This is a genomic window from Brasilonema angustatum, assembly GCF_059505445.1.
Genome location: NZ_JCACKO010000007.1, coordinates 1 through 14,391, shown reverse-complemented (window position 1 = coordinate 14,391; position 14,391 = coordinate 1). Strand labels below are relative to the sequence as shown.

The following is a 14,391-nucleotide window of genomic DNA, read 5'->3' as shown; positions in this document are numbered from 1 at the left end:
GTAATTATGGGGTGTATAATATAGCAATCCTAAATCATTTATAAACAATTCCTGTTAAGCGTTAAGCGTTCCCTGTTAAGAGCCCTCATGAGATAATTTACAATCTCATTTAGGACTGCTATACATATTTCCTAATAGCTGAAAACAAGGCGGTAGCCAAGACCTTTTTGCTATCCAACACTTCCCCAAACTCGACAAAAAAAGCGGGAACCTTTGCTGACAAAAATATTTCTTGAGTCAAGACGTCCAGCGATTTATACTAAAAGCTTTAGCATCTGCAGGTACTGAGCATGTTGAAAACTATTCCCAAGTCAAAGGGCAGAGTAAGGTTAGTCAGTCTCATCTTGATGGCAGTGGTAAGTTTTTACTTGATTGTGTGCTTACCCAAACCAGCCTACGCAATGCACATTATGGAAGGTTTTTTACCACCAGGCTGGGCAATTTTTTGGTGGGTTGTGGCATTACCGTTTTTTATTTTGGGATTGCGATCGCTCACTCGCATCACCACAGCCACTCCTGAACTAAAATTACTTCTAGCATTGGCAGGAGCATTTACTTTTGTGCTGTCAGCATTGAAAATGCCTTCAGTAACAGGAAGTTGTTCCCATCCAACAGGCACAGGATTAGGAGCAGTGCTATTTGGACCTTTAGCCATGTCCGTACTAGGTAGTTTGGTATTGCTATTTCAAGCGCTACTACTAGCACATGGTGGGTTGACAACACTGGGGGCAAATGCATTTTCAATGGCAATTGTCGGACCATTTGTTGCCTTCTGGCTTTACCGCTTGGTTATGCGAAGTGGTAAACAAAGATTAGCGATATTTCTAGCATCTGCTGTTGCGGATTTGACAACTTATATTGTCACTTCTGTGCAACTGGCTCTTGCCTTCCCCGCAGCTACGGGTGGTTTCATGGCATCATTTATAAAATTTGCAGGAATCTTTGCCGTCACACAGGTACCCTTGGCAATTAGTGAAGGATTGTTGACAGTCTTAGTTTGGAATTGGCTTTCTAACTATGGACATCAAGAACTAGAAATGTTAAACCTCATGAAACCAAAAACCGAATAGAAAGTAGAGAGTGGTTAGTCATCATTTTTGACAACTAAGGATTAACAAATAATAAATAACAAGCGACTCATGACTAAGCAAAATCAAAAATGGAATAATTGGCTGTTGCTGTTAGCAGTGGTTGTATTAGCAGCAGCACCAGTAGTATTCATTAAAGGTGCGCAATTTAGTGGTTCTGATGATCAAGCAGAATCAGCAATCAAAGAGATACAGCCCGAATATAAACCTTGGTTTAAATCATTAATTGAGTTGCCCAGTGGCGAAGTTGAAAGCCTCATGTTTAGCGTGCAAGCAGCAGTAGGTGCTGGTGTGATTGGCTATGTAATTGGGTTATACAAGGGGCGTTCGGAACAAAGCAAAAAACCAAATGAGAATTCAGATTGATACCTTAGCTTACACAAATCGCTTACGTTGGTTACCACCAGAACAAAAATTGGTATTTGCCACTGTCCTGCTACTTATCACTGCCTTTGCTCATCCTTTAATTCAAATCTTGATTGCAGTTTGGATAAGTTTTTGGACAGTGATGTATGCAGGAATTCCTGCGAGAACTTATGTCAAATTAGTTTATGTTGCTACTCTTTTCTGGTTAACTAGTTTACCAGCTTTAGTTATCAATGGAGTAGATCTCTCTCACATACATTTAATGCCAAAGGATTCACTCGGTGGCTTGACTTTTGGCTCTTATTATATATATATAAGTCACCAAGGTGTTGAGCAGGGATTGACTATTTTAACGCGAGCTATTGCTTCTTTATCCTGCCTATACTTTGTCATGCTAACTATCCCTTTTTCCGAACTTTTGCAAACACTACGTCGTATAGGAGTTCCAGTACTGATAACTGAGCTTTTATTGCTGATGTATCGCTTTATTTTTGTCCTTCTCAATTCCACTGCTGAGTTATGGACTGCTCAACAATCTCGTGGTGGCTATCGTACTTTTCGTATTGGAATGAAAAGTTTAGCACTGTTAATTGGACAATTACTCAAGCGAACTATAGAAAATTATCGTCAAGTCTCCTTAAGTTTAGCAGCACGGGGTTTTAATGGAGAACTGCGGGTTTGGCATCCCCATCGCTATCAAAAATCCAAGCGCTATGCTATAGAAGCAATTGTTGGCTGTGTAGTCTTAATAGGATTGGAATTTTGGCAGCATGCAGGAATGGTTACTCGAATTTGAGCAGGTACATTATACTTACCCAGGTGCACAACAGTCGGCTCTGAATGGTCTGAGTGTACGAATTCCTGCTCGTAAAAGATGTGCATTAATTGGTCAAAACGGATGTGGTAAAAGCACATTATTTTTATTAGCAAATGGTCTCTACAAGCCTGACAAAGGAGCTATCTCATGGCAAGGTAAACGATTGCAATATAATCGTGACTACTTGACGACTTTACGCCAAAAAGTCGGGTTAATTTTTCAAGATCCAGAACAACAACTGGTAGCCTCTACTGTTGAAGAAGATATTTCTTATGGGTTGTGTAATTTGCAGTTACCAGAAGCAGAAATTCAACAGCGAGTTGAGCAAGCTTTAGTAGAATTTGGGTTAACTGAACTTGCTCAAAGACCAGTACATCATCTCAGTTTAGGACAAAAAAAGCGAGTTTCAATAGCAGATGTGATGGTGCTACGACCAGAACTCTTATTGCTAGATGAACCCACCGCTTATCTGGATAGATTACATACGCGTAACTTGATGGCAACCTTGAGAAAAATTCACGCATCTGGAACAACAATCTTGATGGCAACTCATGACCTTGATTTAGTTTATCGCTGGGCAGATTGGATATTAGTTATGGATAGAGGAAGACTCGTTTTGGAAGGAAAGCCGCAAGATGTGTTTACTCAACGTGAAATTTTAGAAGAGTTACAGTTAGGAGTGCCATTGATATATGAAATGTTATTTGCAGATGGAGTTGGCGAAGAGGGGCCTGTTTTGGAACGATTGCGACAACGAATCTTGAATTTATTTCGTTATTTTTAGTGCTAAAAATGAGGAGCTGAACGCCAAAGTACACTGCGCGATCTCGCGTAACACCAAAGGCATACGCGCAGCGTACCAACAATGACAACCAAAAATCTTGAATCTTCAAAAATGTTCGTAATTCATTCTTTTGGCGTTATAATCTCTTGTCGTTCCTTGACCAACTTGAAACCGTATACCAGCCCAACACCCAACAGACCAGTAATTGTTAAAATAATCATTAATAACTTCAAGTTCAGTTTAGACGTAGTAGCAGAAGTCGGTGTTGGAACAAAATCCATTGTGTTTGGGTTGGTACTCGGCTGCGATACATTCTCTACGTCGTAGACGTCCTCATTATTATTGTCCTCATCATTATTAAGGCTAGACGTAGTAACAGCAGGTTGTATCGAGGTAAATCCTATTGTAGTTGAATTGGTACTGGGCTTGAGTTCATTCTCCAATTTAGAAGCTTCTTCATGCGGTATCCCTTCCTGCATGAGCTTGGCTATCTCTGCATAAGCATCTGTCCACACCTGTTTCACCTCTGGAGTCCAGTCTGTTCCTAAATATTCTTCAAAGGTTTTTAACAGTGCCTCACCTATCATTGGATACTGTTCTAGCGTGACACCATACCTTACATGTCTTGCTCCTAAATCCCTTAGTATAGTTGCCAAGTAAGCAAGGTTGCGCTCATTGTAAATCGCCAACACCAAAGTTTGTATTAACTTGTCGTTCTGCTGCTCCATATTGGTGTTGGCAAATAAAGGCATGAGCTGGGGATATTGATTAAACAGATTGTAATAGAATCTAGATGCAAACTTTGTCTTGTGAGGTCTAATGAGTTCAAAGCTTTGTTGTAGAATCTTGAAATTCAAAGACATGGCTTAAATTTTATAGATAAAATGACTCAGTAATTGGCACTGGTCATATATTTCTGAAATTGTATTTAGCTTTACGTAATCTTCATTTCTTTCGGACTTACGCATGCGTTACGAAAAAGAGCGGGTTGCCATACGCATGCCGGCGTCTGTTGTTCCTCTGCAATCGCTTTCCTATGCCTATGGCTCACAACACGGCTTACAGCGTAAGCCCTATGCCCTGCGGGCACGCTACGCGAACGGGCACACGAAGTGTGTTGCACCATTAGGGATGGGAGCGTCAATAGAGAGCTACTCTAGTGAGACTTTCTCTAGTTTTTCGCTTAGCATTTAACATATGAAATACCACTCCATCCCAAAGAGAAATGCGGAATAACAGAGCTTCTTGAGCAGCCATAGCGCTCTGTTCCCACTTTTGGTCATCATCTCCACATAAATTCTTAAGAAGTTGCTCACCCATTGGTTTATGAACGTCCTCGTCAAGATGGGTATGCCGTTCTAGATAGAGAGATAGCTGCTGACAGTTGAATCTGGAATTATCTAAGCTTTTAAGGATGCGTTGAAACATCAATGGAATAACATCTTCCCTACCAAACAAAAAGCTCGCAGCAACTTCGTGAATTAACTTAGAAGTTGCTTTCATCGTCGAGAGGACAAATCCCTTAGTTGCAGATGGAATAGTGACACTTTCCAGAGCATATTGTACAGATTTTCCATTTTGAAGGTGCTGGATAAAGCTTTGAATAGGAATTGTATTGGCACCAATCTCATGCATCCCCGCAAGATAAAGATCAAAATGACTTATAAATCTACCAGGTGAAACTTCATCTGTTTCTTCAGCCAAAACTATGTCGTTTATTAATCGAGCTGAAAAAATGTCTTTTGGTGGTAACCAAGGTACTGTCACACAAGTCAGTTTTGTTTGAAGTGTTTTTACTAAACACATAAAATCCCATACTGCAAAGCTATGAGATTCCATAAAAATTTGTAGAGAATACAAGTCCACAAGCTCAGTATAGACTCGATGATTAACTAGATTATGTTTAAGTGGATAAATAAAGTCTATCAACTGTAAATAACGGTCTGACATATGGTAGAACCTTGATTCTGATGAAATGTACTCAACTATCTTGGTTATAAAGCCGTTGCCAAGTAGATTAGGACATGAACTAATGAGAAAATACGGACATCACGAGATTTTAACCCTGTTAAGCGTTAAGCGTTCCCTATTCACTGCTATATGTCCTAATAGAGTTGGCGATTGCTATAATAACCAAGATAGTTGAGTGATGTATTTATAGCTAAAGTATCAATAATATTATGTATTATTGCTGTTATTAACAAAACTTAGCGATACCGCTGCTTTAGTTTTTTTGTATTTTTTTTTATAAAAATTTATTTTGTTATACTTTTAAGCATTGTTTTTCAGAGTCCATGTCAGTGTACATTGAATAATTTTTCAACATCCCTGAGGGGCAGCTCCCTGTTAGAGCATCATGAGTCATATTCTCTGTTAATTCGCGCTCCAGCATCATTTGTTTATGGGTTTCGCTTCTTTGATCTCAATCGTAGTGTTGTGAGGCGAGGGGTGCTAAATAGCGTTTGCGACGATGTTGCAAGCTCCTCCAAAGCAACACGCAACCAAATATCATGGTTGAGAGCAATACTACACTGGCTCCAGAAGCAATATCGAAGTAGTAGCTCAAGTAAATACCGATAAAGGCGATCGCAGCTCCCAAAAAACCAGAAACAATCATCATGTAACCAAAATGGTTACTCAACAACCGTGCTATTGAAGCGGGAATGACTACCGCCGAAATAATCAGTGTCACACCTAACACATTGAGCGTTGCTACAAGCATTGTCGCCAGCATCAAAGCAAACAGTGTATCCATTGCAAACACAGGAACACCGTGAACCTGAGCAACTTCTCTGTCGAAACACCAAAATAATAAAGGGCGATAAAAACAGAAAACTAAGCTCAGCAAAACAACGGTTACGCCTGTCACAACCCATAAATCTGCCGGAGAAACTCCCAGCACATTACCAAACAAAGCGGCTTCAAAATTTTGGCTAAACTTCCGGTAGCTGCTGATAACAGCTACTCCTAAAGCAAAACTCGCAGTTGTGACAATACCAATCGCCGCATCCGAGTAGATTTTGCGTCCTGTCAAATATTGAATTAAAACAGCAGAACCAAATCCCCATATTCCAGAGCCAATGTAGAAATTAAGTCCCAAAACATAGCTTAATACGGCTCCACCCAAAATAGCATGAGATAAACCGTGGGCAATGTAGCTCATCCGGCGAGTTGTAATGTAAACACCCATCACGCCACATAACAAACCTGCCATCATCCCAACTAAGATGGCACGGCTAAAAAACTCATAGCGGAACGGTTCAAGTATAAAATTCATACAAATATGTTGAAATCACGCAGACTTCGATTTATCTTGGAGTAAGCTTGGAGGCAAGTTGCTTTGCATTTGATGGCGCAACGAAGTTCCCCCGCTAGCAATCAAAATGCGGTCTTCTTGGTGGAAGACAACCATTTGGGCCCCAAAGGTGCGCTCAAGGTTAGCAGGAGTAAAAATATCAAGGGGTTGACCTTGACAAATTAATCCGTGGTTGAAACACACAACCCAAGGTAGATGTGTGGCGACTGAGTTCAGGTCGTGAGTGGATAGTAGAATCGTCAAACCTTGCTGATTCAAATCCGCTAATAGATGTAAGAGTTCGTGCTGAACCTGCAAGTCCGAACTGCTTGTAGGTTCATCCAATAATACGATTTCTGGCTCTCCCACCAGGGCACGGGCCACAAAAACCCGCTGTTGTTGTCCGCCAGATAATTCACCGATGGGTTGGCGGGCGACATGAGCAACTCCGACGCGGTTGAGAAGTTCTCTGGCTGCAGTGCGATCGCCTCTTGAAGCCCAAGGTAACATTCTCTGCTTCTGATATCGCCCCATCATCACCACTTCTTCAGCTGTGACAGGAAAATTCCAGTCTACCGTTTCGACTTGAGGCACATAACCCACTCGCGGCGGTGATGTCCCTGGCTGCAAACGTTTCCCCCGAAACCAAATTTCTCCAGCCCAAGGATGAATTAACCCCAAAATTGCCTTCATCAAGGTGCTTTTACCGCTTCCTGATGGTCCAACCAAACCAGAAAGTTGACCGCGATACAAGGACAGATTTACCTGTGTAAACACAGGTTTGTTTTGATAGCCACAAGTTAAATTTTTAACTTCTAGTAGTGGTTGTTCCATTGGCAATAAATAACCTTGGCAGCAGGCGGAATGCATTGTTAAGACTAAATGATAAGTCCAGTCTTTAAGGCTGATCTTTGGTTTTTATTTATTTTTGAGAAGTTTTTGTCTCGTTCGCTGTTGGTCCAACCACATTGGCAGTATTGACATTTTTCACCAGATCAGGATTTCCGCCTAGATTTTCAGCAATAATCCGCATATTGTTAACCATCATCCCAATGTATGTATGTTCAGGGTTGGTGTTTTCCATTGCATTAGCAGACCCCTTGCCAGGTAATTCATCATCAGCAGTGTTGGCTGTTTTCACCTTTGCTTCTCGGGCAATCTGCTCTTCTACCTTGCTGGGATAGACTTCTGAACCAAAGACGGCAGGAACGCCAACTTGACGAATTTGATTAATGAGTTTTGCCACATCTTGGGCAGAAGGCTCTTTAAAATCTGATGGTTGAATCGCACCAATGACTTGAAAGCCGTACTCTCTTGCCCAATACGCCCAAGAATCGTGGTAGGTCAAAAGTTTGCGATTTTTAGCTGGTATACTATCGACAACTGCACGATTTGCTTTATCTAGTGCATCCAGGCGTTGTAAATAGTTTTTCACATTAGTAGCGTAGTAATCCTTGCCAGCCGGATCTAACTGAGTTAACTGTTGGGCAGCTAATTTGGCGTAGGCTTCAGCGTATTTGGGATTCACCCACAAGTGGGGATTGGGATCACCTTTTTCTTTGGGAAAGCTGAAGTCGTAAATCCACTGACCTTGGGTAATAGTATTACTGCCAAGTTCGTAAATATTAGTTTCTTTCGGCTTAGAAGCTTTTGCCAATTTTTCTGTCGGACTTTCCAAATGCAACCCATTGACGATGATTAACTTAGCTTTGGAGAGCAAATCAGCATCCGAAGGACGAGGCTCAAAGGTGTGTGAGTCAGTACCTTCAGGAATAATGCCTGTTACTTGGACACGCTCCCCTGCAATATTACTGACAATATTCGTTAATGGTGCTACAGTGGTGACAACTAAAGGCTTATTTTGAGCTTTTTGGTCTCTAGCCTGAGCAGGAGTAGCTGTTGCTTCTGGAGTAGGAGATACTGTTTGATTCCCTGGTGTACTGCAAGCGACCACTGAAAAGCTCAGTGCTAACACCATTGCAGAAATTTTTTTCATTGGCAGTCAATATTAGCAATTTCTCTATCATTAGTAGAGAGTTTTTCTACATCAAAATGCAATCCCCTACCTGGGGATATGAGAAAAGTTTATAGTATATTTCGTCACTTCTGTTCTGAATCTTTTGCCTTATGTGTATACACGGCAGCTTGGAGTGACTCGGACTAGAAAGAGCTTTACATAACAGTAACTACAGGTTGATACTGCATCCGTTTTGATATCACAAAGGTGTAACTAGGTAAACCTGCACTTTGCTTACGTACACTTAAGATCAGGTGAATTATCCAAATATCAGCAAAAATGACTGAATCATTAGGTTACTATTGTTTCGGTTTTATTGGTGGTAAGGTGTTAATGTCTGTTTGGCGTAGATATACCGTTATTATTCCTATTAGCTTGAGTATCGCTTTGTTAGTGACTGCGTGCAGTGAGAGCAAAGCCTCCCAATGTGAGCGACTGGTTAGCCTCATTAACAAAGGAAGTGACCTGATTGATAAAAATAAAGGTCAGCAGGTGACAACCAGCTTGCAACTATCCAAGGATTTGGAAGCTGTGACCAAAGAAATCAAGGAGCTAAATTTAAAAGACCCCAAGCTTCAGCAATTTCAGAGCAGTTTTGTCAAGGTGTTTGAGACTTTTAGTCAATCAATTGCTACAGCAGGTAAGGCTCTTGGTTCAGCTAAGACAGCTCAACCCTCATCAGAGGGTAGGGTCAAAATTCAAAAGGCAAGAGGAGAAATCGATACAGCACTAACAGCAGCCACAAATGCTGCGAAACAGTCTGATACTCTGGCATCTGAGCTTAACAAGTACTGTAGTAGCGAATCAAAATGAGTTGACATTCCCCACGGCTTTTAGCCGGGGGATTCTTGCATCACGGGGAATCCAATGAATTTACCCGAAGCCGCGCATGCAAGACCCGCCGTGTGCCGCACATTCGGTGATGAAAAACTTGTTCATGGTAAAGTGGCTCTGATTTACGCATTGGCTATACTAGTGAATTAGCCCGCTTGATTGATTGTTAAGCCTGTAGCCATTTTTACCACGAAATGCAGTTTTGACAATCAATCAGCTAGCTTATAACCATACGGAGAAATCGGAATCATTTACACGTCTTCAAGGAAGTAGCTATGAAAGGGGAACTGACTGAATTGATAGCCAAAGTCATAAAAGTTCTGCAAATCAATATAAGTTGGATGAGTTGGAACCTATTTCTGGCTTTTATACCTTTGGCTTTGAGTGTTTGGTTGTTTCGCAATGGGCGCGGGCGATCTTGGGTTTGGTGGTTGGGATTTATAGTTTTCTATAGTTTTCTACCAAATGCACCTTACCTGCTGACTGATATCATTCATCTTATAGATGATATTCGTAGAATTCAGTCTGTATGGATCATAACCCTGATACTCATCCCGTTGTACTTGCTAGTTATTTTAGCTGGATTTGAAGCTTACGTTATATCTTTAATTAATTTAGGTTATTATTTACATCGCATTGGTAAGAGCAAATGGATCTTGTGGGTTGAGTTAATTACCCATGCTCTGTGTGCAGTGGGTGTTTATTGGGGACGTTTCTTACGTTTTAACAGCTGGGATTTTGTCACTCAACCGGATGAGGTACTCACTAAAGGTGTAGAGGACATTCTTGGTAAACAGCCCCTAGTGATTATTGCTATTACCTTTGGCATACTTGTCGGTCTACATTGGATTATGAAACGAGTGACTTTGGTTTTTTTTTCGCAAAGGGGAAAAAACTTAACTAACAACTCAAAACATCTCAACTCAAACACGCGTAATGTTGAATAACTAATTTTTCTATTCTTGAATTTTTCTTTTTCAAGAAAACCACAAACCAAAATCCAGCAGAAGGCAGCGAAAGCTGAGGTGATAAGGCAAGAGGATGATTGTGTTTATTTTATACGTAGCTTGCGCTTTCTAAAGAGGGTGAGAGGCTGACAACTCATAAGTCTTAATGTAAATTTTGCCACTCACCAGAAAAGATAGACTCAGTTGCAGTCGCGATTCTCAGCAAATCTTGCAGTAGTAAGGGCGACCATTGAACGCCCGCCTTGCGCCCTGCGGCAAAAAGTTGTTGAGTCCTTATGCTCAATAGATACAAGGCATAAGCTAATTTTTTGTCTACAACAGCAGTATCTTTTACACCTTCAAACACCACTTTCAATGCCAACAAAATCGAGGTAATCTGACCTGGTATTGGTGATTGTCCCCGCTGTAGACGTATCAACAAGGCATCAGGGTTTTCCTCGTTATAAAGTGTTTGGTCAATCAAAAATTTGCAAGCGGTTTGGTAATTCATGTTCGAGGGGCATCCATTACACCTTTGCCTACCTATTGCAACATTTGACTCGTGGATTAACATTTTACCTTGATAGCTCTACAAACGTGTCATATAAAAAGAATTCCCTGATTCAGTGGCAAGTCATACTGGCATAATTGCACAATAAAGGCAGTTCCTGATTGTTGTTGTCCGACAAATGCCGACTTTACTTGCTGACGCTCAAAACTTACTTTCTGACTTACTCAAGCGCTACTCATCCCGTGTAGATTATTTGATGATTCGTCTTGAAGAAGCTGAAGGAACGGATATTTTCTTACGTGGCGACAAGGTAGAAACCCTTAGTGAAGGTATTTCCATTGGCGGACAGATTCGCGCCTGTCACAAAGGTGGATGGGGGTTTAGCAGCTTTAACCAACTGGCGACAATTAGCGATCGCATTGAAGAAGCCATTACCGCCGCCAAAATCGTTGGTGAAGAAGAAACTATCTTAGCTCCCATTGACATTGTGCAAGCAGTGTGCACTATGCCATTAACTGGAAGCGATCCCCGGCAAATCTCGTTGAAAAAGAAAAAAGAATTGTGCGATCGCTACACGGAATTACTCAAAAGCGTTGACAGCCGGATTACCACCACCTCTGTTCGTTATGGAGACAGCGCCCAAAGAGTTATCCTCGCCACCAGTGAAGGGACTTTGATTGAGCAATCTTGGGTAGATATGGAAATGCGCTTCGCCGCCACAGCCAGAAACGGCGAAACTGTGCAAACAGGAAGAGAAACAACTGGTTCACGCAAAGCTTTTGAAGATTTGACGGCTTTGGATGAACAAGTCAAAGAAGCTGCACAAAGAGCAGTTGCAGCTTTATATCTGCCATCTGTCAAAGGTAATACTTATACTGTGGTGATAGATCCAATTCTTTCTGGGTTATTTGTTCACGAAGCCTTTGGGCATCTTTCCGAAGCAGATATGGCGTACGAAAACCCAGATTTGTTGGAAGTGATGACGATTGGGCGGCGGTTTGGACCAGAAGAATTGCAGATTTTTGATGGTGCAGCGCCCCAAGGACATCGAGGTAGCTATTTTTACGACGATGAAGGCACACCTGCAACCACAACTCAACTTATAGAAAATGGGATTTTGACAGGACGTTTACATTCCCGCGAAACGGCTGGCAAATTGGACGAAGCGCCAACGGGTAATGCACGCTGTCTTAGTTATCACTATCCTCCGATTGTACGGATGACAAATACCTGGATTAAACCGGGAAAAACACCTGTTGTGGACTTATTCAACGGTATAAAAGAAGGAGTTTACGCCCGTAACTGGTTGGGTGGAATGACGAATGGGGAAATGTTCACCTTTAGCGCTGGGGAAGCGTGGATGATTAGAAACGGTAAAATTGCTGAACCTGTCAAGGATGTGACGCTTTCAGGGAATGTTTTTCAAACTTTAGCAGATATTGAGGCGATCGGCGATGACTTTTACTGGGATGAGTCCGGCGGTTGCGGTAAAGGTGGACAAAATGGTTTGCCTGTAGGTTGCGGTGGTCCTAGTTTAAGGATACGTGATGTGGTGGTGGGAGGAGAAGCCGCTTAGAGGAACACCCTCGCCCGCCCGGAAATCAATTTCACAGGCTTTTAGCTCAAGTCCATTAAAATGGACTCAAACCATTTACCAGTCGTCTTTAGACGACTTTCGCTATGAGCCTGGGGTTTCAAACCCTAGGCGGTTGTTGAGCTTGTGAAGGTGAAGTTTGAGCTTCTGAGGTCAAAATTCCGTGTTGTGAGGGGTGAAGTTTGAGCTTCTGAGATCGGAGTTTCGTGTTCTGAGGTTGAAGCACCACAATGTCATCTCGTAATACAGTTCGGATAAGATCCCCCCGCCTACGGCGACCCCCTTAAAAAGGGGGTAAATGGGCAAAATAGCCCCCCTTTTTAAGTAAATCGGCAAAAATAGCCCCATACAGTTCGGATAAGATCCCCCCGCCTACGGCGACCCCCTTAAAAAGGGGGTAAATGGGCAAAACAGCCCCCCTTTTTAAGTAAATGGGCAAAATAGCCCCCCTTTTTAAGGGGGGTTGGGGGGATCTGCCTTGAGATAAACAAGCTAAAAACCCACTTACTTAATTGCTTTCGTGCTCGTCTAACCAAGTCACTAAATCAGCTATTGATGACATTCTAAAAAGCGCTCTACCTAAAGCTTCTAACTGTTCTTTGTTGAAAACTTGAACTCGCTCAAGAATTGACGAATCAATTTCACCAAAGCGTTCATTAAGTAAAGACAGACAGAATCTAAGTTCTCCCTTCTGTTCTCCCTTCTGGAAAATATCCTGATAAATGACTGACTCTTGCATAATATCCTCGCTCAAAAATTGACGAATCAAGTTTTTCTCAAATTTCAAACCCGCTAATATTTCTGTGTAAGCTGCAATATTCTGCCTTGTCTCCTTATCCGAAATTCTAGCAACGCTCTGGGCAACCTGGGATAATAATGCTTGGGGTGAGTTTGTTTGCGTTAAGGGTGCTAACGGTAAGAGTGCAGGATTATTGAGAAATTGCACTGAATCTTGTTCCCACATCTGCAAAACGCGATAGCGATGAGTTGTCGTTTCACTGAGATATTCTTCGGTGAAGGCAATTTCGTCATTTGTTTGTTGTAAAAAAATGACGACTTGGGTTACAGGGACTTTATACTGACGTATCAATCTGACAGAATAATCCAACATCCGAAAAGAAATCGGTGTTTTAGATCTTGTTATGGTTTGAAATTCAATGTGTAAAATGCGGTTTTCTGTTTGCAGAAATGTCAAGGAATCAGCGCGAATTGGTTCAATGCTCAATTCTGTTTTTAAAACTTCGATGGTTCGGGGTTCAACCGCTAGCAACCAACGCGCAAAATCGGTTGGGTATTTTTCAGCTAAGATTTTACAGACGTTGTCGTAGCTCACAAATAAAAATCGAATTGACACCGAATATAATTTTATTATCAACAAGATCCCCGACTCCCTTAAAAGTTGTCGGGGATCTGTGCCCTCACTGCGCGGTGTCCTCCATGCTGACAACTCCCCGCACAACCCGCAAGCCTTCCCCCGTTCTGCTTTTTCTTTTCACCTTTTTATTGATTCTTTTCTTCTCCCTTTCTTGGGTGAGTGCCCAAGAAGAACCCAAGCCCAAGCCGCAAGGCTGGGAGATTGACGGTATTATGGCTGCGCTTGATGACAGCTACCCCAAGGTGAAAGCATTGGCTTTGGACAAATTAGGTGAATATGAACTGCAAGACTGGAAATCTATGGCGGGGAAGAAACCGGAGGATGTTGGGAAAATTGCTGTCGATCTCCTCAAAGATAAAACCGTTGACTCTTCTGTTCATTCCACTGCAGCACAAGCTTTGGGGAAATTGGGGGATGCAGCCAAACCCTACGTCAAAGACATCGCCGACATCCTCAAAGATAAAACCGTTGACTCTTCTGTTCGTTCCACTGCAGCACAAGCTTTGGGGAATTTCGGGGAAGCTGCCAAACCCTACGTCAAAGACATCCTCGACTTCCTCAAAGATAAAACCGTTGACTCTTCTGTTCGTTCCACTGCAGCAGAAGCTTTGGGGAAATTGGGGGATGCAGCCAAACCCTACGTCAAAGACATCGCCGACATCCTCAAAGATAAAACCGTTGACTCTTCTGTTCGTTCCGCTGTAGCAGAAGCTTTGGGGAATTTGGGCGATGCAGCCAAACCCTACGTCAAAGACATCGCCGA

The 14,391-nt window shown here is 42.1% G+C and carries 15 protein-coding genes; 8 read left to right on the top strand and 7 right to left on the bottom strand.

Annotation, left to right across the window (positions count from 1 at the left end; genetic code table 11):
- The first annotated feature begins 290 nt into the window (after positions 1-290).
- The 4 genes from AC5JM2_RS01645 (at position 291) to AC5JM2_RS01630 (ending at position 3,055) form a co-directional block, all read left to right on the top strand.
- Positions 291-1,070, top strand: coding sequence for an energy-coupling factor ABC transporter permease (locus AC5JM2_RS01645; RefSeq protein ID WP_495833169.1), 780 nt, complete (start codon positions 291-293; stop codon positions 1,068-1,070).
- A 69-nt stretch (positions 1,071-1,139) separates the two neighbouring features.
- Positions 1,140-1,454, top strand: a complete 315-nt coding sequence (locus AC5JM2_RS01640) for an energy-coupling factor ABC transporter substrate-binding protein (RefSeq protein ID WP_495833168.1) — start codon at positions 1,140-1,142, stop codon at positions 1,452-1,454.
- Positions 1,438-2,250 carry a cobalt ECF transporter T component CbiQ gene (gene cbiQ, locus AC5JM2_RS01635; RefSeq protein WP_495833167.1) on the top strand — a complete coding sequence of 271 codons (813 nt, stop codon included), beginning with the start codon at positions 1,438-1,440 and terminating at the stop codon, positions 2,248-2,250. The genes AC5JM2_RS01640 and cbiQ overlap by 17 nt, the downstream gene beginning before the upstream one ends.
- Complete coding sequence (locus tag AC5JM2_RS01630; protein WP_495833166.1) at positions 2,225-3,055, top strand: energy-coupling factor ABC transporter ATP-binding protein; 831 nt, start codon at positions 2,225-2,227, stop codon at positions 3,053-3,055. Before cbiQ ends, AC5JM2_RS01630 begins: the two co-directional genes overlap by 26 nt.
- Positions 3,056-3,177: 122 nt before the next feature.
- Here the strand turns inward: AC5JM2_RS01630 and AC5JM2_RS01625 are convergent, their stop codons facing one another.
- The 5 genes from AC5JM2_RS01625 to AC5JM2_RS01605 form a co-directional block, all read right to left on the bottom strand.
- On the bottom strand, positions 3,178-3,918 hold the full coding sequence (locus AC5JM2_RS01625; protein ID WP_495833165.1) for a globin family protein: 741 nt from the start codon (positions 3,916-3,918) through the stop codon (positions 3,178-3,180).
- Positions 3,919-4,195: 277 nt separating this feature from the next.
- Positions 4,196-5,005 (bottom strand): DUF3050 domain-containing protein, encoded by an 810-nt coding sequence (locus AC5JM2_RS01620; protein ID WP_495833164.1) that lies wholly within the window; start codon positions 5,003-5,005, stop codon positions 4,196-4,198.
- Between the two features lie 472 nt (positions 5,006-5,477).
- On the bottom strand, positions 5,478-6,332 hold the full coding sequence (locus AC5JM2_RS01615) for a metal ABC transporter permease (RefSeq protein ID WP_495833163.1): 855 nt from the start codon (positions 6,330-6,332) through the stop codon (positions 5,478-5,480).
- A gap of 15 nt (positions 6,333-6,347) precedes the next feature.
- Positions 6,348-7,220 carry a metal ABC transporter ATP-binding protein gene (locus tag AC5JM2_RS01610; protein WP_495833162.1) on the bottom strand — a complete coding sequence of 291 codons (873 nt, stop codon included), beginning with the start codon at positions 7,218-7,220 and terminating at the stop codon, positions 6,348-6,350.
- 52 nt (positions 7,221-7,272) lie between these two features.
- A complete protein-coding gene (locus tag AC5JM2_RS01605) occupies positions 7,273-8,346 on the bottom strand; it encodes a metal ABC transporter substrate-binding protein (RefSeq protein ID WP_495833161.1) in 1,074 nt (357 codons plus the stop codon).
- Between the two features lie 354 nt (positions 8,347-8,700).
- On the opposite strand from AC5JM2_RS01605, the gene AC5JM2_RS01600 reads away from it, so the two are divergent.
- Positions 8,701-9,180 (top strand): hypothetical protein, encoded by a 480-nt coding sequence (locus AC5JM2_RS01600; protein WP_495833218.1) that lies wholly within the window; start codon positions 8,701-8,703, stop codon positions 9,178-9,180.
- Positions 9,181-9,476: 296 nt separating this feature from the next.
- On the top strand, positions 9,477-10,148 hold the full coding sequence (locus AC5JM2_RS01595) for a DUF1361 domain-containing protein (RefSeq protein WP_495833160.1): 672 nt from the start codon (positions 9,477-9,479) through the stop codon (positions 10,146-10,148).
- Positions 10,149-10,311: 163 nt separating this feature from the next.
- Here the strand turns inward: AC5JM2_RS01595 and AC5JM2_RS01590 are convergent, their stop codons facing one another.
- Positions 10,312-10,659 carry a Dethiobiotin synthetase gene (locus AC5JM2_RS01590; RefSeq protein ID WP_495833159.1) on the bottom strand — a complete coding sequence of 116 codons (348 nt, stop codon included), beginning with the start codon at positions 10,657-10,659 and terminating at the stop codon, positions 10,312-10,314.
- Between the two features lie 178 nt (positions 10,660-10,837).
- Between AC5JM2_RS01590 and AC5JM2_RS01585 the strand changes: the two genes are divergently transcribed.
- Positions 10,838-12,235, top strand: a complete 1,398-nt coding sequence (locus AC5JM2_RS01585; protein ID WP_495833158.1) for a TldD/PmbA family protein — start codon at positions 10,838-10,840, stop codon at positions 12,233-12,235.
- Positions 12,236-12,761: 526 nt separating this feature from the next.
- Here the strand turns inward: AC5JM2_RS01585 and AC5JM2_RS01580 are convergent.
- Complete coding sequence (locus AC5JM2_RS01580; protein WP_495833157.1) at positions 12,762-13,586, bottom strand: Rpn family recombination-promoting nuclease/putative transposase; 825 nt, start codon at positions 13,584-13,586, stop codon at positions 12,762-12,764.
- A 104-nt stretch (positions 13,587-13,690) separates the two neighbouring features.
- On the opposite strand from AC5JM2_RS01580, the gene AC5JM2_RS01575 reads away from it, so the two are divergent.
- Positions 13,691-14,391, top strand: a 701-nt coding sequence (locus tag AC5JM2_RS01575; RefSeq protein WP_495833156.1) for a HEAT repeat domain-containing protein, incomplete at its 3' end; no start/stop codon positions are given.

Excerpts from the sequence above, each read along its gene's own strand:
- AC5JM2_RS01615 (WP_495833163.1), bottom strand. The coding sequence starts at position 6,332 with ATGAATTTTATACTTGAACCGTTCCGCTATGAGTTTTTTAGCCGTGCC.
- cbiQ (WP_495833167.1), top strand. The coding sequence starts at position 1,438 with ATGAGAATTCAGATTGATACCTTAGCTTACACAAATCGCTTACGTTGG.
- AC5JM2_RS01625 (WP_495833165.1), bottom strand. The coding sequence starts at position 3,918 with ATGTCTTTGAATTTCAAGATTCTACAACAAAGCTTTGAACTCATTAGA.
- AC5JM2_RS01620 (WP_495833164.1), bottom strand. The coding sequence starts at position 5,005 with ATGTCAGACCGTTATTTACAGTTGATAGACTTTATTTATCCACTTAAA.
- AC5JM2_RS01585 (WP_495833158.1), top strand. The coding sequence starts at position 10,838 with ATGCCGACTTTACTTGCTGACGCTCAAAACTTACTTTCTGACTTACTC.
- AC5JM2_RS01605 (WP_495833161.1), bottom strand. The coding sequence starts at position 8,346 with ATGAAAAAAATTTCTGCAATGGTGTTAGCACTGAGCTTTTCAGTGGTC.
- AC5JM2_RS01590 (WP_495833159.1), bottom strand. The coding sequence starts at position 10,659 with ATGAATTACCAAACCGCTTGCAAATTTTTGATTGACCAAACACTTTAT.
- AC5JM2_RS01600 (WP_495833218.1), top strand. The coding sequence starts at position 8,701 with ATGTCTGTTTGGCGTAGATATACCGTTATTATTCCTATTAGCTTGAGT.
- AC5JM2_RS01645 (WP_495833169.1), top strand. The coding sequence starts at position 291 with ATGTTGAAAACTATTCCCAAGTCAAAGGGCAGAGTAAGGTTAGTCAGT.
- AC5JM2_RS01595 (WP_495833160.1), top strand. The coding sequence starts at position 9,477 with ATGAAAGGGGAACTGACTGAATTGATAGCCAAAGTCATAAAAGTTCTG.
- AC5JM2_RS01640 (WP_495833168.1), top strand. The coding sequence starts at position 1,140 with ATGACTAAGCAAAATCAAAAATGGAATAATTGGCTGTTGCTGTTAGCA.
- AC5JM2_RS01630 (WP_495833166.1), top strand. The coding sequence starts at position 2,225 with ATGCAGGAATGGTTACTCGAATTTGAGCAGGTACATTATACTTACCCA.
- AC5JM2_RS01610 (WP_495833162.1), bottom strand. The coding sequence starts at position 7,220 with ATGCATTCCGCCTGCTGCCAAGGTTATTTATTGCCAATGGAACAACCA.